We start from the raw sequence: 23,381 nt of genomic DNA, 5'->3' as shown, positions 1-23,381 counted from the left end.
GGATCCAGCGAATCTTTGCTTTGCGCGCTGATTGTCACCAGCGCGCTTCTGGTGGATAATCCTTGCCCATGACTGATACCACTACCCTGCCCCCTCTCCCGGACCGCCTGTCGATCGACCCAAGCAGTCCTTTCCACAACCGTGACGTGTTCCAGCGCGACATTGGCATCAAGATCAACGACAAGGAACGTACCGACGTCGAAGAGTATTGCATTAGCGAAGGCTGGATCAAAGTCGCCGCCGGCAAGACCTTGGATCGCAAAGGCAAGCCGATGCTGATCAAATTGAAGGGCAAGGTCGAGGCGTTCTACAAGTAATCGCTTTCCTGACGCGTTCACGCCGGCAGCCGCGCCAGGCCCGGCGCCCGTGAACACGGCATCGCCGCAAGACTCCTTCGTCCACCGGCTCAAGTGCACCATTGCAAGATTAGCTTTAAAATGCCTGCAGCCCCAGCAGCAGGCCGACCCGTCTCGTGCCTGCCTTACCAAAGGAACACATGAGCCCCCTGCTAATCCTGAACCTCACCGCCGCGCTTGCCATTTGCTTCCTGCTGTACCGCATGCAAGCCGCCCACGCTTCGTTCACCAAGCGGGTATTCACGGGCCTTGGCCTGGGCGTGCTGCTCGGCGCCGCGTTCCAGCTCTTGTATGGGGCCGCCTCTCCCGTCATCACCGAAACCAGCGCCTACCTCGACATCATCGGTACCGGTTATGTCAGCCTGTTGAAAATGATCATCATGCCGCTGATCATGGTGTCGATCATCTCAGCCATCCTCAAGCTCAGGGATGCTTCCTCGCTCGGCAAGATCAGCGCGCTGACCATCGGCATCCTGATCGCCACGACCATTGTTGCTGCCGGCATCGGCATCGCCATGGCCAAGCTGTTCGGCTTGACCGCCGTCGGCCTGACCGCCACCGCAGCGGAAGTCGCGCGCGGCGAGTACATGCAGGGCAACCTCGCGACTGCCCAGGGCATTTCGCTGCCGAGCATGATCCTGTCGTTTATCCCGGCTAACCCTTTCCTGGATATGACGGGGGCGCGCAAGACCTCGACCATTGCCGTAGTGATCTTCTCGATCTTCATCGGCATCTCGGCAACCGGCATCGCCAGGAAGATGCCGGAGATCTTCGAATCGTTCAGCCACTTCATCAAGGTCGCCCACGTCATCGTGATGCGGATGGTGACGCTGGTGCTGCGCCTGACCCCGTTCGGCGTCTTCGCGCTGATGACGATGGTGGTGGCCGGCTCCAAGCCCGACGACATCGCCAAGCTCATCAGCTTCGTGGCCGCATCCTACAGCGCCCTGATCCTGATGTTCTGCGTCCACCTGCTGCTGATCTCGGCGGTGGGACTGAACCCGGTGCGTTTCGTAAAGAAAATCTTCCCGGTGCTCGCGTTCGCTTTCAGCTCGCGCACCAGCGCCGGTTCCATTCCCATGAGCGTGCAGACGCAAACCGCGCGCCTCGGCACACCGGAAGGCATCGCCAATTTCGCGGCCTCGTTCGGCTCGACGATTGGCCAGAACGGCTGCGCCGGCATCTATCCGGCCATGCTGGCCGTGATGATCGCGCCGACCGTCGGCATCGATCCATGGACGATGTCCTTCATCGTGCCGCTGCTGGCCATCATCGCAGTGGGCTCGGTTGGCGTGGCCGGTGTCGGCGGCGGCGCCACCTTTGCCGCACTGATCGTGCTGTCGTCGCTGGACCTTCCAGTCGCCCTGGCCGGCCTGCTGATTTCCATTGAGCCATTAATCGATATGGGCCGCACCGCCCTCAACGTCAGCGGCTCGATTACCGCGGGCACGGTCACCAGCCGCGTGCTCGGCCAGACCGATGTTGCGGTGTTCAACAGCGACGCCGAACTCAATCTGGACAGCGACGAGCAGGTCGCCTGACCCTGCCTATCGTGCGCTGACGGACCGCCGAATCCGTCTATCATTGACGCCGTGTCAACATTGGCAAGGCGGCAGGAATGGAACAAAAGTGGCCACAGGATATTTGGCTGGTAAGGCATGGCCAGAGCTCGGGCAACGTCGCGCGCGACGCTGCCGAGGCCGCGGCCGGGCACCTCATCGACATTGCGGAGCGGGACGTCGACGTCCCCCTGTCGGACCTGGGCGTCCAGCAGTCGCATGCGCTGGGCGACTGGTTCGCTTCGTTGCCGGATCACAAGCGGCCCAATGTTGTCCTTCACTCGCCCTACGTTCGCGCCGCAGAAACTGCGCGCATTATCATCAAAGCCATCGGCCGCGACAATCTGATGACCGTCCAGGTTGACGAACGGCTGCGCGAGAAAGAGTTCGGCATCCTCGACCGCCTGACCACGCACGGCATTTCGCACAAATACCCTGAGCTGTACGAGCAGCGCCAGCACGTCGGCAAGTTCTATTTCCGGCCTCCTGGCGGCGAAAGCTGGTGCGACGTCATCCTGCGGCTGCGCAGCGTGCTCGATACCATCACGCGCGAATACTGCAAGGAGCGCGTCCTCATCGTGGGCCACCAGGTGACGGTCAATTGCTTCCGCTACCTGTTCGAGCGGCTCGACGAAGCGCGTATCCTCGACATCGACCGCGCCGGCGACGTGCCCAACTGTTCGGCTACCTCGTACTCCTTTGACCGTACGCTCGGAAAGCGCGGCAAGCTGGTGCTGCAAACGGCGAACTTCGTTGCGCCCCTGCTTGAGACCGGCACGCCGATCACGGTGCAAAAAGACATTCCAGCGGCGCCAAAAGCGTAGCAAGGCGCGCGATGAAACACGAACCTCCTGCACTACCGACGGCTGTCGACAACGCCTTTTTGCGCGCCTGGCCGCTGCCGGTGACGCCGTCGGACGGCGATAAGGAAGTGCGTGGCCACGTCCTGATCCTCGGCGGTTCGGCCGAGATGCCGGGCGCGGTGATCCTCGCCGCCACCGCCGCGCTACGCGCCGGCGCAGGCAAGCTGACGATTGCGACCGGCGCAAGCGTCGCCCAGCTGGTGGCGCTGGCGATTCCGGAAGCGCGGGTGATTAGCCTGCGCGAAAACAAGGAAGGCGGCTTCACCCGCGACGCAACCGCAGAGCTCAACCCGCTGGCCGACCGTGTCAACGCGATCCTGATCGGGCCTGGCATGCAGGACGAGGCGGCGACTGCCGCACTGGTGCGCGCATTGCTGCCGCGCCTGGACGGCACCAGCGTGGTGCTGGACGCCTGCGCCATGGGCATCATCCTGAATCCCGACCTCGCGCCCCAGCAGCCGCCCTTCCGTTTCGACCTTCCGGTGATCGTTACGCCCCACGCGGGCGAGATGGCGCACCTGACCGGCGCCCCGAAAGACGACGTGCTTGCCGAGCCGGACCTGCACGCGGCGCGCGCAGCCAGGCAGTGGAACGCTGTCGTCGCGCTGAAAGGCGCGCGCACCGTCATTGCCGCGCCCGCCCAGGCCATGTGGTCGCACGAAGGCGGCAATGTCGGGCTGGCGATCTCTGGCTCGGGCGACACGCTCGCCGGCATTGTCGCCGGGCTGGCCGCGCGCGGCGCAACACTCGAACAAGCCGCGTGCTGGGGCGTTGCCCTGCACGCGCGGGCCGGCGACAAGCTGGCCGAACGTTTTGGCACGCTGGGCTACCTGGCGCGCGAAATTCCCCACGAGATTCCCGCGCTAATGGAGAGCATTGCGCGCGGATGAAGGGGAAGTGCTGCGGATATTTCCGGTCCGCATGCAAACCGGTGTGATACGAGTTTGCGCCGTATCAAACCAAAGGCGCACGAATGTCAAATTGAGGCGGTTTTGAACAATTCGACGAACTGGCGAGAAGCTTCCAAGTCTAATTTTTACAGTCGAATTCGTGCACTGAACGGGGCCACGTGTCTCGCTGCGTCGGTTCCCTGATGGTCCCTTTCGCGGGTCGATATCAGGCTCAACTGAGGGACTGAATGGCGTTTCCTACGTTTCGGCAACTTATTGAAGCGCAGGCGACACTCAATTGACGTGAACGAGGAGTTAAACAATGAAATCACTTTCGAATGTAACGAAAATCCTGCTGGCGGCGGCGCTGGTCACCGTGTCGCTCAGCGCCTGCAAGCGTGATGAAACTGCGACCGGCACCACGGACACCACCACCACGACGACCACGACGCCAAGCACCACGTCGGGCACAAGCGGTACAACGGGTGACACGGCAACAGGTACCACCATGGAAACGCCGCCGGCCACAACCGAGAGCACGACCACGACCACCACCACGCCTGCCGACGCCACGACGCCGCCCACCACCACCGAAAGCACAACCACGACAACCACAACGCCACCGCCTGACACCAAGTAAGGCCGGCCCAGCATGGGCTGTTAAGTCGGCCCATGCACTGCGGGGGAATCGGTGCGAAGAAACGTCGGCGTCCGGGGTCGACTGCCCTTGCACGTCGAGGATGTGCGTCGCAAGTGCCTTGCACGTCGAGGAAATGTGCGTCGCAAGTGCCTTGCACGTCGAGGATATGTGCGTCGCAAGTGTCCAGCGAGAGTCACCGCATGAGAGGCCCCCTCGCGTGGCAACGACTCGCCGAGTTAAAGCCGCTCCTGCGCCCCTCATCCTCATTTTTCGTCGACACGAAAAAAAAGGGCCGCATCAGCGGCCCCCCTCTCTTGCTAAAACCTACCTTGCTTACCGCGCCAGCCCGGGCGCCACCACCGGGCGGCGGCCGGTCGCCTTGCCAACCGCCTTCATGACCAGGCGGTAGATCAGCCGGATGAAGGTCAGGAACAGGATCACTTCCACGAAGGTCATCACGAACGCAGGCAGCGCGTGGTAACGCTCAGCGCGGCGGTGGAACTTGGCAGCCATGTTGTCGCGCTTGATCTCGATACTGTCGTAGAACGTCGGTACCACCAGCAAGGTCAGGATGGTCGAGGTGATCGTGCCGCCGATAATCGCAATCGCCAGCGGACGGTAGAACTCCCCCCCCTCGCCCAGTCCCAGCGCGACCGGGAACATACCCGCGATCAGCGCGAACGTGGTCATCAGGATCGGACGCAGGCGCATGCGGCCGGCGTACATCAGCGAATCCTCGCGGCCATACCCTTCCGCTTCACGCTTGCGCGCCGCGTCCAGCAGCAGGATCGCGTTCTTTGCCACCAGGCCCATCAGCATGATGATGCCAATGAAGCTCATCAGGTTCAGCGTATTACCAGTCAGCATCAGCGCCAGCACCACGCCAATCAGCGACAGTGGCAGCGACAGCATGACGGCGACCGGTGCGGTGAACGAACCGAACTGCATGACCAGGATCAGGTACATCAGGCCGATACCGGACAACAACGCGATGGTCATGTTGGTAAACAGATCCTTCTGGTCTTCGCCGGCGCCACCCAGCTTGCGGCCGTAGCCTGGCGGATAGTCCATCGTTTCGGCCAGCTTGACTGCATCCTGGGTCGCCTCGCCAGGCGAACGGCCCTGTACGTTGGCGGACACAGCAATAACGCGCTTGCCATCCTTGTGCGAGATGGTCGACGGGCCCTTGCCCATCGTAATCGTGGCGATCTGGTCGAGCGGCACCATCTGGTTGGTGCCGGTCACCGCGATCGGCAGGCGCTCGATGTTCTCGGCGCTGACGCGGTCGGCAGGGTGCAGGCGCACGGCGACGTCACGGGTTTCGCCGGTCGGGTCGACCCAGTCGCCGACTTCCACGCCAGCGAACGCTACACGCAGCGATTGGGCAGCATCATTGACGGAGATGCCCATCGAGTTCGCCAGGCCGCGGTTGAGCTCGATCTGCAGTTCATTCTTCGGATCCTGTTCCGACAGGCCGACGTCGACGACACCGGGAACCTGGCGCAGCTTGTCCATGTACTGGGTGGTGATTTCCAGCAGTTTGCGCGAATCCGGGCCGGTAAACTCCATGCGGATCGGCTTGCCGCCGCCGTTCAGGTCATCGATCACCGTGTATTCGGCGCCGACCAGCTGGGCAACTTTGGCACGCAGTTCCACCGCGATTTCCTTGGCGCTGCGCTCGCGGGTGGTGCGCTTGCCGATGTCGACATACACCTGGCCGCCGCTCAGGTTGATGAAGCTGTTCGTGTCCTTGGTCTCGGGAATCGAGCGCGCCAGTTCTGCCGCTTTCTCGACCTTGGCCTGGGAGTAGCCGACCGACGACGATGCCGGCGTGCGGATTTCGATCCGCAGGTTGCCGCTATCGGCCGCAGGCAGGAAGCTCGAGCCGCCGAACATCACGTGCAGGGCGATCGCACCAGCGAAGGTGGAGACAGCAATGAGGGTCATCCAGATACGGTGATGCAAGGCCCAGCCGATGACGTTGCCGTAGCGGTCGGCCTGGTGGTCGAACCACTCGTTGAAGCGCTGCAGTACTTTCGACAGGCCCTTCTTCGGCGCCGTGTGGTGGTCGACCGGGTCGCCCCAGTAGGCCGACAACATCGGGTCAAGCGTGAACGAGATGACCAGCGAGACCAGTACCGAGCAGGTCACGGTCAGTGCGAATGGACGGAACCACTCGCCGGAAATGCCCGGCATGAATGCCACCGGAATGAACACGGCGATGATCGAGAAGGTCGTCGCGGCCACGGCCATGCCGATCTCCGCGGTGCCTTCCATCGCGGCCTTGCGGCGGTCCGAGCCCATTTGCATGTGGCGCACGATGTTTTCCCGCACCACGATCGCATCATCGATCAGTACGCCGATCGCCAGCGACAGGCCCAGCAGGGTCATGAAGTTCAGCGTGAACCCCGACAGCCAGACTGCGATGAACGAGGCCAGCACCGAGGTTGGCAGCGACAGCGCGGTAATCAGGGTCGAGCGCCACGAGTTGAGGAAAGCGTACACCACGAAAATGGTGAGTACTGCGCCGAACACCAGCGATTCGATCACGTTGTTCAGGCTGCGCTGGGCTTCGTCGCCGCCGTCGCGCGTGACTTCGAGTTTGGTGCCTTCCGGCAGGTCTTTTTCGATTTCCTTGATCAGTTCCTTGGCCTTGTTGGCCACGCTGACGGTACTTGCCTCGCGCGAACGGATCACCGAGATACCAACGTTCGGCTTGCCGCTGCGGATGCTGACGTTGTTGACTTCAGCAAAGCCATCCTGGATTTCAGCCACTTGCGCCAGGCGCACCAGTTCGTCGCCGCGGCGCTTGACCACGATTTGCTGGAACGCCTCCGGCGACTCGATCCGGCCGATCAGGCGGATGCTCTTTTCATCCAGGTCGCTGCGAATCTTGCCGACCGGTGCGTTGGTGTTCTGGTTGCGCAGGGCAGCCACGACTTCCGAGACCGAGACGTTATATTCGCGCAGCTTTTCGGAACGCAGCAGCACCGACAGCTCGCGCCGCAGTGCGCCGTTGACGTTGACCGCCGCTACCCCGTCGACGCCGCGGAAGCGGTCGGCCAGCACGTCCTCGGCCAGGCGCGAGATTTCCGCGTGGCTCTGGGTGCTGGAGGACAGCGACATGTTGACGATCGGCTGGCTGGCCGGGTCGAAGCGCTGCAGGATCGGCTCGCGCATCTCCACCGGCAGCTTGTAGCGCACCGCGGCGATCGCGTTGCGTACTTCGTCGGACGCCTCGATCAGGTTCTTGTCGAAGCCGAACTCGAGCCAGAAGTTGGCGGAGCCTTCGCGTGCATCGACGTTCACTTCGGTAACGCCGGAAATACTTTGCAGCGACTTCTCGATGCGGTTGACCACCTCGCGCTCAACCGTCTCGGGCGATGCGCCCGGATACGGGATCATGATCATCAGCGCCGGGATTTCGACGTCCGGGTTCTGGTTGACCCGCAGCTTGTTCAGGGCCAGCAGGCCCAGGCACATCATTGCAACGATCAGGACAATCGTTGCAATTGGCCGCTTGATGCTGAAATCGGATAAGAACATGGCTTATTTTCCTTGTGCGGCTGGCTGGCCAGCGTTCGCGCTGGCGACTTTGGCGGACGCTGCCATTTCCACCTTCTGGCCGTCCGTAAAGGTCGAGCTCACGGAGCGCATCACGATGTCGCCCGCTGCCAGCCCGCTCAGCACTTCATACTGGCCGCTGCGCGGATCGCGCGGGCCGAGCTTGATGCCGACCTTGTTCAGGGTGCGGTCTTTCAGGCGCCACGCGAAGGCCGAGTCGCCGGCCTTGACCAGCGAACCTTCAGGCAGCATCAGCGCCGCGGCCGTCTCCGCCTCGATACGGCCTTCGCCGTACAGGCCCGAAACGCGCGGCTGGGCTGCGCCCGGTGCGAAACCGACCAGCACTTCAACCTGGCGGGTGACTTCATTGGCCGCCGGGTCGACGCGCTTGACCACGCCACGGAACTCCTGGCCGGGGTAGCCATTGATGCGGAAGTTGACCGCCTGGCCTGGCTTGACCATGGCGATGCGGTCGGCCGATACGCGGCCTTCGAAGCGCATGCTGGTCGGGTCGATGACTTTCAGCAGTTCCTTGCCGATCGAAGCGGTGTCGCCGGCCGATACCTTGCGTTCGCTGACCACGCCGTCAAATGGCGCGCGCACCAGGGTACGCTGCAGCTGCTGGCGCGCCTGGACCGCGCGGGTGCGGGCGGCAGCCAGGTCGCTCAGTGCATTGTTGCGGCGCACTTCGGCGTCATCCATGGCCGCGGCCGAGGTCATGCCGGAGGTGCGCAGGGTTTTCATGCGTTCGACCTGGCGCTCGGCCTGGTCGAGTGCCTGCTTGGATGCGCGCGCAGCGGCTTCGGCCGAGTTCAGGCTGTCGCGGATCGCCGTTTCATCAAGCTTGACCAGCACGTCGCCACGCTTGACCACGTCGCCATTCTCTTTCAGCACCTGCAGCACCACGGCCGAAACTTCGGCGCGCAGGTCGGCCTTGCGCTCAGGCTGGACCGAGCCGGTGATGACCGGGCCCGAGGCGACCGAGTTGCTCTGCACCGTGAGCAGGTCTTCCGGAGAAATCAGCAGCTTGACCGGCGCCTTGGCGTCCTTGTTGGCGGCCGCCTGGGCGGTGCCGGCGCCCGCCTTTGCAGGTTCCTTGGATTCCTTGCTACATGCGACGAGCGTCGTTGCGACGGCAAGGACAAGAATGGTTTTGCGCAGCATTGTGATATCTCCGGGAATTATGATGACTGATATTGCGAAACTTGAATGAAAACCGCTAACGCCGAAGTATCCTAGAGGGCCTATGCGCCGTCAATTGACGATCTTTCATACTGCAGTTTTCGATGCATGAAGTGCGGTTTTGGACGACTGAAATGCATTTAAGGGCACTTGAAATGCGGAAATTAGTGCCCCTGTCTGTAATTACAGCGCCGAAAACTGGGAATGGATTGCAAATGCAATGGCGATGCCGGTCGCAATTCCCCCGGCAATTTCGACCAGCGTATGACCCATCCGTTCGCGCAGGATTTTTGCGTCAGCGCCAGTGCGCAGCAGGTTGATGGCAGAGGCGTGGCGGCCAACGTGCTGGCGCAGGCTGTTGGCATCGATCATGACGATGAAGGCCAGGGTGACGGCAACGCCAAACGCAGGATGCGCCATTCCTTCGCGTAATGCAATCAGGGTCGCCATGCTGGTGACAACGGCGCTGTGATTGCTCGGAAAACCGCCATTACCCACCAGGTCAAACGCCCAGCGCCTGTGGCGCGCGCTATTAATCAGGAATTTGATCGGACCTACCGCCAGCCAGGTCAGGATCGGGGTAATTAAGTAAATAAATTCCATCAAAGCTTCCATAAAAAAATGCTATCCAGAATTATCGCAGAACAAGCCGGGAAACGGCCATCTTCCCTGTGCCATCCGCCACGCGGCAGCGGTTAAACTGTGCATCTGTGGTATTTTTTACATGACCAGCCCAAGGGGTATGAATGAAGCACTTCCGCTTTTCCATTGCGGTCACTGTGGTGCTGATGGCCGTGGCCGGCTGGTGGGGCTACACGCGCGGTGGCGTCCCGGGAATGCTGGCCGCGCTGTGGATCTCGGCCGTACTCGGCGTGCTCGAAGTCTCGCTGTCATTCGACAATGCCGTGGTCAACGCGTCGGTGTTGCGCCATTGGAATGATTTCTGGCGCAAACTGTTCCTCACGGTCGGCATCCTGGTGGCGGTATTTGGGATGCGGCTGGTGTTTCCCCTGTTGATCGTGTCCATCGCCACCGGGCTCGGTCTGGGCGATGTCTGGACCATGGCCATCCGGACCCCGGACGAATACTCGCGCCACCTGACCGACCACCATGCCGAAGTTGCGTCGTTCGGCGGCGCTTTCCTGCTGCTGGTCTTCCTCAACTTCTTGTTTGACGACGACAAGCAACTTCACTGGCTGGGCTGGATCGAAAAAAAGGTCGGCAAGCACGGCACGGAAGGGCTGGCGGTCCTGCTTACCCTGCTCGCGGCGTTCGGCACCATGGCGCTGGTGCCGCAGGGGCGCAAACTCAGCGTACTCGCCTCCGGCGTGCTCGGCGTTGCGATCTATGTCGGGGTCAAATGGATCAGCGGCTTGCTTGAAGAGGAGGAACGAGACCCCTCGATCGGCAAAATAATCTCGCGCGGCAGTTTTGGCGGCTTCATGTACCTTGAGGTGCTTGACGCGTCCTTCAGCTTTGACGGCGTGATCGGCGCGTTCGCCATCACCAACGACGTCGTCATCATCATGCTTGGGCTGGCCATCGGCGCCATGTTCGTGCGCTCGATGACGGTGTACCTGGTCGACAAGGGCACTTTGCAGCAGTTTGTCTACCTCGAGCACGGCGCACACTACGCGATCGGCATCCTCGCTCTCATCATGTTCGCCAGCGTGGAATATCACATTCCCGAATGGTTCACCGGCCTGTCGGGGGTGGCGTTTATCGTCGTGTCGATCTGGTCGTCGCTGCGGCACCGGCGCCGCCATGCGGGTGAACGGGCATCCTGACCTGTCGCCCCTGCCTGAGGCATGGCACAATGGACAAGCCTTCACTGGCCGTCAATAACAACAACCACCACTTATGCCGACACAAAAACGCCTGAGCCTCATCCTGCTGGCCCTGCTCGCCGCCGCCGCCGCGGCATTTTCGCTGTACACCTGGATCACCCTGAGCTGGTCGTATTCCGACGGCGAACGGGCCGGATACCTGCAGAAATTCTCGCGCAAGGGATGGCTGTGCAAGACCTGGGAAGGCGAGATCCTGCTCTCGAGCATGCCTGGCGCAATCCCTGAACGCTTCGCGTTTTCCGTGCGTGACGACGAAGTGGCGCGCCAGCTGGCCGCAGCCACCGGCAAGCGCGTCTTGCTGAGCTATTCGCAGCACCGGGGTGTGCCGAGTTCGTGCTTCGGCGAGACGGAGTATTTTGTAGAGAGGGTGCAGGTTACCCAGTGATGCGATGCTGGCGATGAAGCTCAACGGCGATCGGTCCAGCCAGCTGCCCTAGCGGTATTTCGCGACAATCGCCGTCACGGCGCCATTGCTCACCATCTGCGCGATTCCCGCATTCACCTCGCCAACCGTGACGCTGCCCTTGGGCGACACGGCGCACTGGGTGACATAACGCTTGACCACCAGCGGCTCATGCACGGCCAGCGGCAGGTCGCGCTGCTTCATGCGGTAGTGGTAGATGTATTCGATGGTCACGGCATGGCGCATCCGCCCCACCGCCAGCTTGCGCAAACTCGCCTCGGCCGTTGGCCCGTCGTCGCGCAGGAAGCCGTCGCCCAGGACCCGTTCCAGCTCCGGATGCTTATAGCCCAGCACCGTGCCGATCACCTGGCCCGACACGTCCGACAGCTTGCGCGGACGCTCGACCGCGGCGCTGGTCAGCAGCACTTCCACGGTCGGGAGAAATGGCTGGCTCCAGTCGAAACGCCCGCTAAGCCACTGCGGCGTGTAGCCGCAAATAACATCGGCGCTCCCCTTTTCGAGCGCGCTCACGATGCGTTGGCGCGGACGGATCATGAAGTTTGCGTTGCGCCCCATGGCCTTGGCCAGCGCGTGGCCGACATCGTAATGAATGCCTCCGGATAGCTCCCAGCCCGTAAACCGCGCCATCGGCATTTCGGTGCCGGTATCGACCAGGAAGGTCATGTCGGCGGCCCGGGCGGGCAGCGCGCCGAGCGCAAGCACGAACAGGAAGGAAGAAGTCCTGAGCATTAAACGAAGTAAGAATAAGTGACAGGCTTTGATCATACCCGAACCGGCCGGCCTATACGTCTGTCTAGCGCCGCGCTTACAGCTTTGCCGGCTGCGTCAGGCGCCCGATCACTTCGCGCGTAATGCTCGCCGACGCCGTGCGCTGGGCTGCGCCAGCGGCCACTTCCGCCTGCTCCACGGCGATGGCTTCCAGCGTTGCAGCCAGTGCCTTGGTGTCCGATTCCAGCCTGCGCGCTTCCAGCTCGGCCAGTTTCTGCTTCGCTTCCGCCATCGAGCGGGTGGTGATTGCGGCCTTGCGCTGCATGTCGGCGTGGGCCTGCGCGCTGTCGAGCAGCTGGCGCTGCGCATTGCGCTTGTCGAGCGCCGCTTGCGCCGCGATTTCCGCAGCCACTTCGAGCTGGCGCGCGATGTCCGCTTTTTCCTGCTCGGCGTCGGCACGGGCCTGGGCGGCCAGGCAAGCTGCCTGTTCCGATTCGAGACGGGTAGCCGCCGCCTGGCTGGCGCGTTCCTCCGCTGCCGCCTTGTGGCGCTGCGCCACCAGCTGCTGCTCCAGCATCGACGCCGCTTCGCGTTCGGCGCAAGCGGCTGCGCGCTCGGCTGCCAGCAGTTCTTCGGTGAGCGCCAGCTTTGCCAGTTCGGCCTGGGCGCGTTCCTGCTGGATGCGCGCCAGCTCAGCGGCCGCTTCCAGTTGAGCCGCGGCGGCTTCGGCCGCTGCGCACTTTTGCGCGGCTTCGGCTTCCACCTGCTCGACCAGCGCGCGGGTGGTTTCGATCTCGGCCAACTGCGCCTGCTCGATGCGGCGCTCGGCGTCGGCCTGTTGGCGCAGCTGGTCGGCCAGCACCAGTTCCGCGTCGGCGCGCGCCTGGGCCGCGCTGGCCGCCTCCTTCTCCGCTTCCAGCTTTTCCTGCAGGCGCAGCAGCGCGGCTTCTTCGGCCAGCGCGCGTTCGCGCTCCGCTTGCGCCAGCAGCGCTGCCTGTTCGGCCTTGCGCGCGGCGGCGGCAGCAGCCTGGCGCTGCAGCTCGACCTGTTCCGTGATCGATGCGACAGCCGCCTGTTCGGCTGCGTTTTCGGCTGCCGCCAGATCGCTGGCGGCCTGCGCCAGCGCGGCGCGTTCTTCTGCCAGTGCGCGCGCACGCTGCTGTTCCTGGACTTCCTGCAGCGCCGCGGCGGCCGCAAGTTCTTCCGCCGCGCTACGCAGCTGGCTGTGCTCCAGCGCCTCGGCTTCGGCCTCGACACGCGCGCTGACCTTCTCGGCTGCTTCTTCCTCGGCGCGGGTGCGCGCCAGCGCCACTTCGCGCAGCTGGCGGTCGACCGCGATGCGCTGCTCGGTGGCCGTCAGGATGCGCGCCTCGGCTTCGCGGCGCGCCTGGGCGCCGGCGGCTGCCATCTGCTCCACGCGCTCGCGATGGATCGCGGCGTCGCGCAGTTCTTTTTCGGTTTGCAGGCGCAGGTGGATCGACTCGGCGGCCACGCGCTCGGACTCGGCCTGCGCCAGGGCGATCGCTTCGCGCTCCTGCTCCAGGTGGGCCAGCGCGCGGGCTTCCTCAAGGGCGCGCGCTTCAGCGACGGCGCGCGCGAACGCCGAAGCCAGTGCCACCTGGTCGGCCTTCTCGCGCTGTACGGTCAGCTCAAGCGCTTCGGCTTCGGCCTCGGCCAGCATCTCGGCGGTCTGGCGCGCGCCCTTGGCGTGGCGCTCGCGTTCACGCGCCAGCGTCGCCAGGCGGGCGTCGGCGCTGGCGATGTACGCCACTTCTTCACGCGCCGCGTGCACGGCTGCCACGCGCTCGACTGCCTGCAGGCGGGCTTGTTCGGTTTCGGCCATCAGCTGGTCGGCGGCCTTGGCGGCTTGCTGGGCCAGCCGGGCTTCGGCCTCCACCTGTTCGGCGGCGCGGCGGCGCGCTTCGTCTTCGGCTTTGGCGCGCGCTTCGGCGGCCAGTTTGATCTGGGTGTCGGCTTCGACGCGGGCGCGCAGCTCCGCGGTTTCCTGGCGCACGGCTTCAAGGCGCTCGGTGCTGGCCTGGGCGGCGGCGCGCAGCGTCTCAAGGCGGTCGCGGTGGGCTTCGATCGCTTGTTCGGAGGCCTGGGCGTTCTGCAGCGCGGCGGCGGCAGCGGCGGCGTCCATCGCGGCGCGCTCTTCGGCCAGGGCGCGGGCGCGCGATTCGGCATGGGCGCGGCTCTCGGCGGCGCATGAGGCCTTCGCCTCGGCTTCGACCCGGGCAATGGCTTCATGGATGGCGCGCATTTCCGATTTGGCGCGGGTCGGCGACTCCTCCTGCGGCACGGCCTGGGCCTGTGGCAGGTCAATCGTCAGGCTGGCGTCGTCAATCAGTGCTGGTGCGGTATCCATGGTCTTCTCGCTCGGTACTGCCACCCGAAAAGGCGGCCTTGCGATGATTATCGGCCAGGACGGGCTGCGGCCGAGGACCGAGAAGGCAGGGAAAAGAGGCGCATATTGGCGCTTTACAGCTGGGGTGTTAGCGAAATTACACGGGCCACAGGGGCGGCTCATCCATCAGCGCCACCTGCTCGCGCAGTTCGAGGATGCGGTCCTGCCAATAGCGCTGCGTGTTAAACCACGGGAAAGCGGCCGGGAAGGCCGGGTCGTCCCAGCGGCGCGCGATCCACGCCGAGTAGTGCAGCAGGCGCAAGGTGCGCAGCGCTTCGACCAGGTAAAGCTGGCGCGGATCGAACTCGCAGAAGTCCTCGTACCCGGCCAGCACGTCGCTAAGCTGGCGCACCATGTCGCCGCGCTCGCCCGACAGCAGCATCCACAAGTCCTGCACCGCGGGTCCCATGCGGCTGTCGTCGAAATCGACGAAATGGGGGCCGGCGTCGGTCCACAGCACGTTACCGGCGTGGCAGTCGCCGTGCAGGCGCAGCACCGGCGCCTGGCCGGCGCGGTCATAGCAATGGGCCACGCCTGCCAGGGCCTGGTCGACCACGCTGGTGTAGGCGGCCAGCAGCTCGGGCGGGATCCAGCCGTTTTCAAGCAGGAAGCTGCGCGGCTCGTAGCCGAAGGTGTCGATGGTCAGCGCGGGACGTTCGGTGAACGGCTTGAGCGCGCCCACCGCGTGGATGCGGCCGATGAAGCGGCCGATCCACTCCAGCGTGGCGGGGTCGCCAAGTTCGGGTGCGCGCCCTCCCCTGCGTTCGAATACGGCCAGGCGAAAGCCCTCGAACTCGTGCAGGCTGCGGCCATTGATGACCATCGCCGGCACCGCCGGAATCTCGCGTTCGGCCAGCTCCGCGACAAAGGCATGCTCCTCGAGGATGGCGGCGTCGCTCCAGCGCTGCGGGCGGTAGAACTTGACCACCACCGGCGGCCCCTCCTCCATGCCGACCTGGTACACGCGGTTCTCATAACTGTTCAGCGCGATAAGGCGGCCATCGCCGCGCAGGCCGACGCTGTCGAGTGCATCGAGGACGCGGTCGGGGCCGAGGGCGGCGAAAGGATGAAGTGGTGGCTGGTTCGTCATGCCTCAATTGTAAGGTGGCGGGCAGGGGCGCGTACAAGTTTCGCACGCCGCCGGGCCCCAAGCGGTTAAACTAGCGCCTTCAACCTCACCATGAAGCACACCATGCAACTCGACCAGCCCCTCACCGAAAAAGAATTCGACGAACTCGACCAGTTCCTCCTGTCCGACCGCAGCTCCGACGACGCCATGACGATGGACACGCTGCACGGCTACCTGACTGCGATTGCGATCGGTCCGGAGACCATCATGCCGGCCGAGTGGCTGGTCAAGGTCTGGGGCGAAGACGCCAGCGCCACGCCGAAGTGGAAGAACGCCAAGGAAGAAGAAAAGATCGTCAACCTGATCATGCGCTTCATGAACGAAGTGCTGGTCACCTTCGAAGTCGCGCCGAAGGAATTCGAGCCGCTGTTCTGCGAGTACGAGCACAACGGCGACGCCGTGCTCGACGCCGAAGCCTGGTGCTGGGGCTTCTGGGAAGGCATGGAACTGCGCCCGGGATCATGGCAGCCGATCTGGGAATCCGACCTCGCGCCGCTGATGCGCCCGATCTACCTGCTGGGCGCGGACGAAATCGAAGAATCCGAGCTGAAGGAAGTCGACGACCCAGCCAAGGCCCACAAGCTGGCCCAGCAGATCGAAGCGAACCTGCCGGCGATCCACAAGTTCTGGGTACCGCTGCGCAAGGCTGCGGTACAAACGGTCAAGCGTGAAGAACCGAAAGTCGGCCGCAACGACGACTGCCCATGCGGCAGCGGCAAGAAATACAAGAAATGCTGCGGCGCTGAAGCCGGCGCAAAAGAATAAGCGCCACCCAGCAAAACTCGCAAAACAAAATCGGGGTCAGACCACCGCTATTTGGAAACATTCCAAAAAAACGGTGGTCTGACCCCGAATTTTTTACAAAAAAATAAGCGCCAACAAAAATCGGGGTCAGACCATCGCTATTTGGAAACATTCCAAAAAATCGGTGGTCTGACCCCGAAGTTTTATTGGCCGCGCGGGCCCTTGTCGGCGCCTTCGTGGCTTTTCTGGCCGTCGTTCTTGTGGCGGCCGGCTACTTCTTCCGTTTCCGCCGCCTGGCGGTTTTCGTTGGCTTCCTGCTGGACCTGCTGCTCTTCGCGTTGCAGTTGTTCGCTCTTGTCCTGTTTGTGCTTGCTCATGGTTGCCTCCTGTGATGGTCAGCCCTTACCTTACGGCGGACCCGGCAGCCTCACCGTGCGGCAGGCAACATTGCAGCCTATGAATACGACAGCTCGACCGTGTCGGGCATCGTGATCATCGAGTCGGTGAAGCCAAGGATGCGCATCCGGCCCAGCGCAAACAGAATGGCTTCGAAGCGCTCTTCTTCCAGCTCGCCCATCGCGCGCAGCGAGAAATTCTGCGTCGCTACCTGGTGCGCCGATTGCACGTCGATGCGGCCGTCGACGTTGCGGTAGCTCCAGATTGCGCAGAGCACGGTGGCCTCGTCGGCGCCCACGTCGAGCCGCGGCCCGGCGAGGTGGCGCGCGCACAGGGTCAGCGCAGTGTCGGCCAGCGCCAGCGAGTCGTCCGAGACCAGGTTCAGTGACACCATGCTGGCGCGCTCGAACACGCGCTTCCAGTCGATCGTGATGTGGCCCGACTTGCGGGTGAATACGCCGTGCGCGGGATTGTCGTGGTGGAAGATGGTCGGGGGGACGGAGGTCAACGCATCCATGAAGATGCCGCACAGGTCCGCGCGCCGGTGCAGGTGGTCGGTTGCGATTCCCCTCGCAATGGTCAGGGTTGCTTCTTCTGCTGCGCGGTCAGTTGTTATTTGCACGGTGAGTTGTCGATTAACTTTGATAGCGGAAACGAGGCATTCTACAGAGTTAGGGCACAGCTTGAACCGCGCGCACGAAATTTTGTGCCGTAGGGATACGTTTTAACACTTTGTCGAACGGCAAGCGAGCACTTTGTGGTGTTTTCGTCAGCCGGTCGATGCCGTTGAAGGTCCGGTCCGACAATGCCCATGCAAGCGGGGTATCGTTGGCGGTGGTAATGCCGAACCACAGGAAGCGCTCGGCGTCGGGCGGCAGCAGCACGCTCATGTCGCGCCGCTCGGCGGTGACGGCAAACGTGGCGCGCGCGGCGCGCGTGTTGAACAGGCCCATCGGCGGCGCCAGCAGTTCCGACAAGAAGGCCTGGTCCAGCCGTGCCGAATTCGGGTCGAGCTTGCCCGACGGCGCAATCGCACCGGGCGAGTTACTGATGACGATGACCACCGGCTCAATGTCATAGCCCTGCTTGCGCCATTGGCGCAACACCGGCCGCATCGCAAACAGCAGGTCGCGCAGGGTTTCCACGCCGGAGTTCTCGAAGTAGCCGCCGTCGATCACCCTGCCCCACGGCTCGCGCTTGCCGCCGCTCGCGCAGGGCACCAGCTTCCCCGCGTCGCGGCATGCATACACCGTGCCTGCCGGACTCAGGTAGCTGAAGCGGGCGCTGTTGTGCACGGCCGTTGCCAGGCTCATGCGGCGCAGGTCGATCAGTTCGTGGTAGGCATCGAAGGCGTCCGGAAAACTGCCGTCGATCGCGATGTTGCTGGCAATGATGCGGTTACCGCCGTCGACCACCGTGGCGTTCAGCAGCAAGGACGGCACCCGCAGCCCGGCCTGCCCTTCCCACAGCGTGTCGAAACGCTGCGATAGCCGCTCGCTGCCCACCGAGTCGGTCCAGCCGGTTTGCCAAGCCAGCTCCATGGCCCGCGCCCGGTCGGCCGCCGCGACTGGCACGGGCAGGAAGCGCTGAACCATGTCCGGATACAACAAATAGCCCAGGATGGGTGAGAGGAAGTCGCGCCGCAGCACGGCCGTGGCGCAGGCCTGGAACGCCACCTGGCCATGCGTGGCGCAGGGCGCATGGGCCAGCGCCCCGCTATGCTGGTCGGCCACCAGTGCCGCAAACACGGTCCCGCCCAGGCTGCCGCCGGATACCCCGCTCAGCGCAAAGACATGGTCGGCGAAGCGCCGCCCGCTGTCGTCCTGCAGTTTCGCCAGCACCATGGCCGTCCAGTAAGCCCCGCGCAGCCCGCCGCCCTCGGCCGCCACCAGGAACACCGGAAACGGCTGGCCTGCCTTGAGCGCGCCGCTGGCCTGGTGCGCCGCCAGCCATGCATGGAAGCGGTCCGGGCCCGCAGGACGCACCGACGGCCCCGGCGCGACGTCGAGCTGGGCCACTTCGTGATTGTCGTTCCACGGGCTGAACAGCACAAACAGCAGCAAGGGCATGGCCGCCATCGACGGCAGCTTGAAATGGCGGAAGTAATACGTCAGCACCAGGTCGCCGAACAGGATCCAGCTGCCGAACGCGAAACACATCAAGGAAGGCGCGGTCACGATGTTGCCGACCTCGACGGGCTTCCACCAGATTGCCAGCAGCAAGGCGAACGACAGCAGGATCACCGTCACCACCGTGACCACCGTGCGCTTCTGCAGCTCCACGAAGCGCAGCGACGCCTCGCTGCCCGGCATGCGGCTCAGCGGCGAGCCAAACCAGCGGTGCGGCGCCAGCACGAACGCGCCGATGGCCAGCGCGATGCCGGCGAAGGCCAGCGCCAGCACCGGTTCGCCCAGCAACTGGTAGCGCACGGTCAGCAGGGTCGGCGGCAACACGCCTAGCAGGCGCGGCAACCAGGTGCGCAGCCAGCGCACGTAAGGCGTGTCCGACCTGTCGACAATGGCGTTGCCGGCGAAGATGCGGCCCAGTGTCAGGCGCGCGCTGTACCAGGCCGCCAGCGACCAGCTCGCCACAGACACCGCAAAGACCGTGAAATTCCAGCCCGGCTGGCTCACCAGGCGCAGCGACTCGATCCCTTGCGGGATGAATGCCAGGCCGATCGAGCACAAGATGGTCAGGGTGACGCTGTAGAAGCAGCGCCACAAGATCGAGCCGGTTTCCCTGAGGCGCTCTCCGGTTGCGCGCACGAATGTCAGCATGGTCCTGTCGCAGCGTGGTATTGCAATACTTGAAATATAACGTGCTTTACCGTTGGGCGTGCCCCCAGCCGGGCTCATCTGCTGAGTGATTGCGCTGGCCCAATATGGCGCGCATTTGCCGTATGAAAATGAAATGGCATCCGCGTCCACCAGCCAGGAACCGCCATGATCCGCTCACTCACCGCGCTTGTTGCGCTCACCGCTTTCAGCAGCGGCACGCCCGCCTACCCTGCCACCGTCACCACCGACCTGCACGGCAAGGCCTGCAAGATCTTGTCCTTCGACCGCGAGACCGGCGCGGCCACGCGCCAGTGCCAGGGGGTGGCAGGTTACAAACTGCTGGTGCATGACGAGGATGGGCGCACCTCGATCGACGTGGTGCCGCCAGCCCGCCGCAACCTGCCGCTCAATTTCTGGGATGTGGTCAGTTCCGGGTATTCGACGGTGGGACGCAAGGCCGAATGGCACATGGTCAAGCGCAACGGCAAGCTGGTGCCGGTCGGACTGGTAGTGCGCGTCAATACGGTCGATACGGTGGCGGACCGCTCCAGGCGCGGGGCGCTAACCACGGTGACCAGGATTGCCGAGGATGGGGCTTGCGTGGTGTTCAAGACGAATGCGGCGTCGCGCCAGGCCAGCCGCAAGGTGCGCGCGGCGGCGCTTGATCCGCGCGCCCAGTGTTTGCCGGCGGTACAGTCGTAAGCTGAACCCGGCGATGCGGGGTGCGTAGGGCGGACAAGGGCAAGGCCCGCATCCGCCGAATTCGCGTTACAGCTTGATGAAATGCTCGCGGTAATACTTCAGCTCTTCAACCGACTCGATAATATCGGCCAGCGCCGTGTGCTTCTGGTGCTTCTTGAAACCGCCCACGATCTCAGGCTTCCAGCGGCGGCACAGCTCCTTCAGCGTCGACACATCCAGGTTGCGATAGTGGAAGAACGCTTCCAGCTTCGGCATGCCGCGCGCCATGAAGCGGCGGTCCTGGCAAATCGTGTTGCCGCACATCGGCGACTTGTTCGCCGGCACAAAATTCTTCAGGAAGGTGATCAGCGCCGCTTCGGCGTCGGCTTCGGTCACGGTCGAGGCCTTGACGCGATCGATCAGGCCCGAACGGCCGTGGGTGCCCTTGTTCCACGCATCCATCTTGTCCAGCGTCTCGTCCGACTGGTGGATGGCGAATACCGGGCCTTCGGCCAGCACGTTCAGGTGCATGTCGGTGACCACGACGGCCACTTCGATGATGCGGTCGGTGTCCGGGTCCAGTCCCGTCATTTCCATGTCAACCCAAACCAGGTTGAACTCATTCGGGCGCTGCGGCGCGGCCGGTGCTGCTAAATCGGTGGCATGTGACATAATTCTCTCTTGGCCTAAACAATCCTGCATTTTCTCACAGGCACAGAATGTATTCACTCGTGTTTTCGATTTTGTTCGTCAGTTTCTTCGCTATCTCCCTGTCGCTGCGGTTCTGGCTGGCGGGCAGGCAGGTGCGCCACGTGCTCGCCCACCGCGCCCAGGTGCCGGCCGAATTCGCGTCCCGGATTCCGCTCGACGCGCACCAGAAGGCGGCCGACTACACGGTCGCCAAGACCCGGTTCGGCATGCTGGCCACCCTGGTCGGCGGTTTTGTCCTGATCGGCTTCACCCTGCTGGGCGGCTTGCAGGCGCTGTCGCTGGCCGTCCTTGACGCCACCGGCCCGGGCATGGCCTTCCAGCTCGGACTGATCGCCGCGTTCGCGCTGGTCTCGGGCCTGATCGACCTGCCAGTCGACTACTACCGCCAGTTCGTGCTCGAAGAACGCTTCGGCTTTAACAAGATGACGGTCAAGCTGTGGATCGCCGATATGGTCAAGGGCGTCCTGCTGGGCGCGGCCATCGGCCTGCCGCTGGTGTGGGTGGTGCTGACCCTGATGGACAAGACCGGCCCGCTGTGGTGGTTCTACGCCTGGCTGGTGTGGAGCGGTTTCCAGCTGTTGATGATGGTGCTGTACCCGACCGTGATCGCGCCGATGTTCAACAAGTTCACGCCGCTGGCCGACGACAGCCTGAAAGCGCGCATCGAAGGCCTGATGCAGCGTGTCGGCTTTGCTTCCAAGGGCCTGTTCGTGATGGACGGCTCCAAGCGCAGCGCGCACGGCAACGCCTACTTCTCGGGCTTCGGCGCCAACAAGCGCATCGTGTTCTTCGACACCCTGCTGTCGCGCCTCGCGCCGCAGGAGATCGAAGCCGTGCTCGCGCACGAACTGGGCCACTTCAAGCTCAAGCACATCATCAAGCGCATCGCGGTGATGTTCGCCGTCTCGCTCGGCTTCCTCGCCCTGCTCGGCTACCTGAAAGAGCAGCCGTGGTTCTACACCGGCCTGGGCGTCGAGCCGCTGCTTGGCGCCGGCAACGACGCCATGGCGCTGATTTTGTTCATGCTGGTGCTGCCGGTATTTACCTTCGTGCTGTCGCCGCTGACCTCGATCAGCTCGCGCAAGCACGAGTTCGAGGCCGATGCCTTCGCCGCCAAGCACACCGAAGCGGGCGACCTGGTATCGGCGCTGGTCAAGATGTACGAGGATAACGCCTCGACCCTGACCCCCGATCCGCTGCACTCGGCCTTCTACGATTCGCACCCGCCGGCATCGGTGCGCATCCGCCAACTTAACCTGGCGGCGGCACAATGAGCCTGCGCGACATGAACTGCACGTTCTCCCCCGCCGCGCTTGACGCGCCGGACGTGGCCAGCCTGCTGGCGGAGCTCGACGGCTGGGCCATCAGCGGCGCGCGCCTCGAGCGCCGCTTTGCGCTACGCGACTATCACGAGACCATCGCCTTCGTGAACGCGCTGGCGTGGATGACCCACCAGCAGGACCACCACCCCGACCTGCTTGTCACCTACAACAGCTGCACCGTCAGCTATTGCACCCATTCGGCCGGCGGCAGCCTGACCAACAACGATTTCATCTGCGCTGCCAAGGCCGACGCGCTGTACGCGCAGCGGGCCGGCGCATGAGCGCCCTGCTCGGCACCATCATCGCCGCCCACGGGCGCCACTACCTGGCCGACGCCGACGGCGAGATGCTCCAGTGCGTCACGCGCGGTAAAAAGACCAATGTGGCGGTGGGCGACATCGTCAAGCTGGCCAAGACCTCGGACAACCAGGCCGTCATCGAAGCGATCACCGAGCGCAAGACGCTGCTGTACCGCTCCGACCAGTACAAGTCCAAGCTGCTGGCGGCAAACCTGACCCGCCTCTTCATCGTCGTCGCCACCGAACCTGGCTTTGCCGACGACCTGATTTCGCGCTCGCTGGTGGCGGCCGAAGCGGCCGGCATCGACGCCCACCTCATCCTCAACAAGACCGACGTGGCCGACCTGCTGCCCAAGGCGCGCGAGCGCCTGGTGATGTATGCGTCGCTCGGCTACCCGGTGCATGAGGTGTCGGCGCGCGCCCATCCCGAGCACGCGGTGGCCACGCTGAAGCCGCTGCTCGAAGGCCAGTCGTCGATCTTCATCGGCCAGTCGGGCATGGGCAAGTCTTCCCTGATCAACCTCCTGGTGCCGGACGCCGACATCGCGGTGCGCGAAATCTCGGCAGCCCTCGACACCGGCAAGCACACCACCACCTTCACCCGCCTGTACAAGATGCCGGGCGAGTCGCAGATCATCGATTCGCCGGGCTTCCAGGAGTTCGGGCTGTACCACCTCACCGAGGGGATGATCGAGCGCGCTTTCGTCGAGTTCAAGCCTTACCTGGGCGGCTGCAAGTTCTACAACTGCCGCCACCTGATCGAGCCGCAGTGCGCGGTACTGGAAGCTGTCGCCGCCGGCAAGATCGCGCCATTCCGCCACGCGCTCTACAAACAGCTGCTGCACGAATCGGCGCAAACGCTGTATTAAGGCCCGCCGCGGG

General features: G+C 63.9%; 22 protein-coding genes. 11 read left to right on the top strand and 11 right to left on the bottom strand.

Annotation, left to right across the window (positions count from 1 at the left end; translation table 11 throughout):
• The first annotated feature begins 68 nt into the window (after positions 1-68).
• The 4 genes from LMJ30_RS17670 to LMJ30_RS17655 all read left to right on the top strand — a co-directional run bounded on the left by LMJ30_RS17670 (position 69) and on the right by LMJ30_RS17655 (position 3,668).
• The gene (locus LMJ30_RS17670) at positions 69-317 is read left to right on the top strand and encodes a DUF3297 family protein (RefSeq protein ID WP_229433746.1); all 249 of its coding nucleotides are present in this window, start codon (positions 69-71) and stop codon (positions 315-317) included.
• A 179-nt stretch (positions 318-496) separates the two neighbouring features.
• Positions 497-1,897: an L-cystine transporter gene (locus tag LMJ30_RS17665; RefSeq protein ID WP_229433745.1), complete on the top strand. Its 1,401-nt coding sequence runs from the start codon at positions 497-499 to the stop codon at positions 1,895-1,897.
• Positions 1,898-1,974: 77 nt separating this feature from the next.
• Positions 1,975-2,739, top strand: a complete 765-nt coding sequence (locus LMJ30_RS17660; protein ID WP_229433744.1) for a histidine phosphatase family protein — start codon at positions 1,975-1,977, stop codon at positions 2,737-2,739.
• An 11-nt stretch (positions 2,740-2,750) separates the two neighbouring features.
• Positions 2,751-3,668, top strand: coding sequence for an NAD(P)H-hydrate dehydratase (locus LMJ30_RS17655; protein ID WP_229433743.1), 918 nt, complete (start codon positions 2,751-2,753; stop codon positions 3,666-3,668).
• A 315-nt stretch (positions 3,669-3,983) separates the two neighbouring features.
• Here the strand turns inward: LMJ30_RS17655 and LMJ30_RS17650 are convergent, their stop codons facing one another.
• The 4 genes from LMJ30_RS17650 to LMJ30_RS17635 form a co-directional block, all read right to left on the bottom strand.
• A complete protein-coding gene (locus LMJ30_RS17650) occupies positions 3,984-4,283 on the bottom strand; it encodes a hypothetical protein (protein ID WP_229433742.1) in 300 nt (99 codons plus the stop codon).
• Between the two features lie 358 nt (positions 4,284-4,641).
• Complete coding sequence (locus LMJ30_RS17645; protein ID WP_229433741.1) at positions 4,642-7,854, bottom strand: efflux RND transporter permease subunit; 3,213 nt, start codon at positions 7,852-7,854, stop codon at positions 4,642-4,644.
• Positions 7,855-7,857: 3 nt separating this feature from the next.
• Complete coding sequence (locus tag LMJ30_RS17640; RefSeq protein ID WP_229433740.1) at positions 7,858-9,036, bottom strand: efflux RND transporter periplasmic adaptor subunit; 1,179 nt, start codon at positions 9,034-9,036, stop codon at positions 7,858-7,860.
• Positions 9,037-9,237: 201 nt separating this feature from the next.
• Positions 9,238-9,657, bottom strand: a complete 420-nt coding sequence (locus LMJ30_RS17635; protein WP_229433739.1) for a divergent PAP2 family protein — start codon at positions 9,655-9,657, stop codon at positions 9,238-9,240.
• A gap of 143 nt (positions 9,658-9,800) precedes the next feature.
• Between LMJ30_RS17635 and LMJ30_RS17630 the strand changes: the two genes are divergently transcribed.
• Complete coding sequence (locus LMJ30_RS17630; protein WP_229433738.1) at positions 9,801-10,841, top strand: DUF475 domain-containing protein; 1,041 nt, start codon at positions 9,801-9,803, stop codon at positions 10,839-10,841.
• Between the two features lie 73 nt (positions 10,842-10,914).
• Entirely contained in the window at positions 10,915-11,286 is a 372-nt protein-coding gene (locus tag LMJ30_RS17625) for a DUF8785 domain-containing protein (RefSeq protein WP_229433737.1), read from the top strand.
• A gap of 48 nt (positions 11,287-11,334) precedes the next feature.
• On the opposite strand, the gene LMJ30_RS17620 is transcribed toward LMJ30_RS17625, so the two are convergent.
• The 3 genes from LMJ30_RS17620 to LMJ30_RS17610 form a co-directional block, all read right to left on the bottom strand.
• Positions 11,335-12,054 carry a substrate-binding periplasmic protein gene (locus tag LMJ30_RS17620; RefSeq protein WP_229433736.1) on the bottom strand — a complete coding sequence of 240 codons (720 nt, stop codon included), beginning with the start codon at positions 12,052-12,054 and terminating at the stop codon, positions 11,335-11,337.
• Positions 12,055-12,130: 76 nt separating this feature from the next.
• Positions 12,131-14,401, bottom strand: coding sequence for a coiled-coil domain-containing protein (locus tag LMJ30_RS17615; protein WP_229433735.1), 2,271 nt, complete (start codon positions 14,399-14,401; stop codon positions 12,131-12,133).
• Between the two features lie 136 nt (positions 14,402-14,537).
• A complete protein-coding gene (locus LMJ30_RS17610; RefSeq protein ID WP_229433734.1) occupies positions 14,538-15,530 on the bottom strand; it encodes a serine/threonine protein kinase in 993 nt (330 codons plus the stop codon).
• 102 nt (positions 15,531-15,632) lie between these two features.
• On the opposite strand from LMJ30_RS17610, the gene LMJ30_RS17605 reads away from it, so the two are divergent.
• Positions 15,633-16,334, top strand: coding sequence for a UPF0149 family protein (locus tag LMJ30_RS17605; protein WP_229433733.1), 702 nt, complete (start codon positions 15,633-15,635; stop codon positions 16,332-16,334).
• 182 nt (positions 16,335-16,516) lie between these two features.
• Here LMJ30_RS17605 and LMJ30_RS17600 read toward each other — a convergent pair whose 3' ends face one another.
• The 3 genes from LMJ30_RS17600 to LMJ30_RS17590 all read right to left on the bottom strand — a co-directional run bounded on the left by LMJ30_RS17600 (position 16,517) and on the right by LMJ30_RS17590 (position 19,486).
• Entirely contained in the window at positions 16,517-16,690 is a 174-nt protein-coding gene (locus tag LMJ30_RS17600; protein WP_229433732.1) for a hypothetical protein, read from the bottom strand.
• Between the two features lie 77 nt (positions 16,691-16,767).
• A complete protein-coding gene (locus LMJ30_RS17595) occupies positions 16,768-17,331 on the bottom strand; it encodes a hypothetical protein (protein WP_229433731.1) in 564 nt (187 codons plus the stop codon).
• A 49-nt stretch (positions 17,332-17,380) separates the two neighbouring features.
• A complete protein-coding gene (locus LMJ30_RS17590) occupies positions 17,381-19,486 on the bottom strand; it encodes a hypothetical protein (protein ID WP_229433730.1) in 2,106 nt (701 codons plus the stop codon).
• 165 nt (positions 19,487-19,651) lie between these two features.
• On the opposite strand from LMJ30_RS17590, the gene LMJ30_RS17585 reads away from it, so the two are divergent.
• The gene (locus LMJ30_RS17585; protein WP_229433729.1) at positions 19,652-20,188 is read left to right on the top strand and encodes a hypothetical protein; all 537 of its coding nucleotides are present in this window, start codon (positions 19,652-19,654) and stop codon (positions 20,186-20,188) included.
• Between the two features lie 66 nt (positions 20,189-20,254).
• Here LMJ30_RS17585 and orn read toward each other — a convergent pair whose 3' ends face one another.
• Entirely contained in the window at positions 20,255-20,839 is a 585-nt protein-coding gene (gene orn, locus LMJ30_RS17580; RefSeq protein ID WP_229433728.1) for an oligoribonuclease, read from the bottom strand.
• Between the two features lie 47 nt (positions 20,840-20,886).
• On the opposite strand from orn, the gene LMJ30_RS17575 reads away from it, so the two are divergent.
• Genes LMJ30_RS17575 through rsgA form a run of 3 tightly spaced genes read left to right on the top strand, consistent with a single transcriptional unit; the run spans position 20,887 to position 23,368 of the window.
• Positions 20,887-22,152, top strand: a complete 1,266-nt coding sequence (locus tag LMJ30_RS17575) for a M48 family metallopeptidase (protein ID WP_229433727.1) — start codon at positions 20,887-20,889, stop codon at positions 22,150-22,152.
• The gene (locus LMJ30_RS17570; RefSeq protein ID WP_229433726.1) at positions 22,149-22,481 is read left to right on the top strand and encodes a 4a-hydroxytetrahydrobiopterin dehydratase; all 333 of its coding nucleotides are present in this window, start codon (positions 22,149-22,151) and stop codon (positions 22,479-22,481) included. The genes LMJ30_RS17575 and LMJ30_RS17570 overlap by 4 nt, the downstream gene beginning before the upstream one ends.
• Positions 22,478-23,368, top strand: a complete 891-nt coding sequence (gene rsgA, locus LMJ30_RS17565; RefSeq protein ID WP_229433725.1) for a ribosome small subunit-dependent GTPase A — start codon at positions 22,478-22,480, stop codon at positions 23,366-23,368. Before LMJ30_RS17570 ends, rsgA begins: the two co-directional genes overlap by 4 nt.
• The last annotated feature ends 13 nt before the right edge of the window (positions 23,369-23,381 follow it).

Source organism: Massilia agrisoli, assembly GCF_020831365.1.
Taxonomy (GTDB): domain Bacteria; phylum Pseudomonadota; class Gammaproteobacteria; order Burkholderiales; family Burkholderiaceae_D; genus Telluria_A; species Telluria_A agrisoli.
Note: the sequence above shows the minus strand (reverse complement) of the source record. Positions and strands in the feature narration are given on the sequence as shown.

What these genes read in the sequence shown, in the direction of transcription:
- LMJ30_RS17670 (WP_229433746.1), top strand. Translation starts at nt 69, where the DNA reads ATGACTGATACCACTACCCTGCCCCCTCTCCCGGACCGCCTGTCGATC.
- LMJ30_RS17665 (WP_229433745.1), top strand. Translation starts at nt 497, where the DNA reads ATGAGCCCCCTGCTAATCCTGAACCTCACCGCCGCGCTTGCCATTTGC.
- LMJ30_RS17660 (WP_229433744.1), top strand. Translation starts at nt 1,975, where the DNA reads ATGGAACAAAAGTGGCCACAGGATATTTGGCTGGTAAGGCATGGCCAG.
- LMJ30_RS17655 (WP_229433743.1), top strand. Translation starts at nt 2,751, where the DNA reads ATGAAACACGAACCTCCTGCACTACCGACGGCTGTCGACAACGCCTTT.
- LMJ30_RS17645 (WP_229433741.1), bottom strand. Translation starts at nt 7,854, where the DNA reads ATGTTCTTATCCGATTTCAGCATCAAGCGGCCAATTGCAACGATTGTC.
- LMJ30_RS17640 (WP_229433740.1), bottom strand. Translation starts at nt 9,036, where the DNA reads ATGCTGCGCAAAACCATTCTTGTCCTTGCCGTCGCAACGACGCTCGTC.
- LMJ30_RS17635 (WP_229433739.1), bottom strand. Translation starts at nt 9,657, where the DNA reads ATGGAATTTATTTACTTAATTACCCCGATCCTGACCTGGCTGGCGGTA.
- LMJ30_RS17630 (WP_229433738.1), top strand. Translation starts at nt 9,801, where the DNA reads ATGAAGCACTTCCGCTTTTCCATTGCGGTCACTGTGGTGCTGATGGCC.
- LMJ30_RS17625 (WP_229433737.1), top strand. Translation starts at nt 10,915, where the DNA reads ATGCCGACACAAAAACGCCTGAGCCTCATCCTGCTGGCCCTGCTCGCC.
- LMJ30_RS17620 (WP_229433736.1), bottom strand. Translation starts at nt 12,054, where the DNA reads ATGCTCAGGACTTCTTCCTTCCTGTTCGTGCTTGCGCTCGGCGCGCTG.
- LMJ30_RS17615 (WP_229433735.1), bottom strand. Translation starts at nt 14,401, where the DNA reads ATGGATACCGCACCAGCACTGATTGACGACGCCAGCCTGACGATTGAC.
- LMJ30_RS17610 (WP_229433734.1), bottom strand. Translation starts at nt 15,530, where the DNA reads ATGACGAACCAGCCACCACTTCATCCTTTCGCCGCCCTCGGCCCCGAC.
- LMJ30_RS17605 (WP_229433733.1), top strand. Translation starts at nt 15,633, where the DNA reads ATGCAACTCGACCAGCCCCTCACCGAAAAAGAATTCGACGAACTCGAC.
- LMJ30_RS17600 (WP_229433732.1), bottom strand. Translation starts at nt 16,690, where the DNA reads ATGAGCAAGCACAAACAGGACAAGAGCGAACAACTGCAACGCGAAGAG.
- LMJ30_RS17590 (WP_229433730.1), bottom strand. Translation starts at nt 19,486, where the DNA reads ATGCTGACATTCGTGCGCGCAACCGGAGAGCGCCTCAGGGAAACCGGC.
- LMJ30_RS17585 (WP_229433729.1), top strand. Translation starts at nt 19,652, where the DNA reads ATGATCCGCTCACTCACCGCGCTTGTTGCGCTCACCGCTTTCAGCAGC.
- orn (WP_229433728.1), bottom strand. Translation starts at nt 20,839, where the DNA reads ATGTCACATGCCACCGATTTAGCAGCACCGGCCGCGCCGCAGCGCCCG.
- LMJ30_RS17575 (WP_229433727.1), top strand. Translation starts at nt 20,887, where the DNA reads ATGTATTCACTCGTGTTTTCGATTTTGTTCGTCAGTTTCTTCGCTATC.
- LMJ30_RS17570 (WP_229433726.1), top strand. Translation starts at nt 22,149, where the DNA reads ATGAGCCTGCGCGACATGAACTGCACGTTCTCCCCCGCCGCGCTTGAC.
- rsgA (WP_229433725.1), top strand. Translation starts at nt 22,478, where the DNA reads ATGAGCGCCCTGCTCGGCACCATCATCGCCGCCCACGGGCGCCACTAC.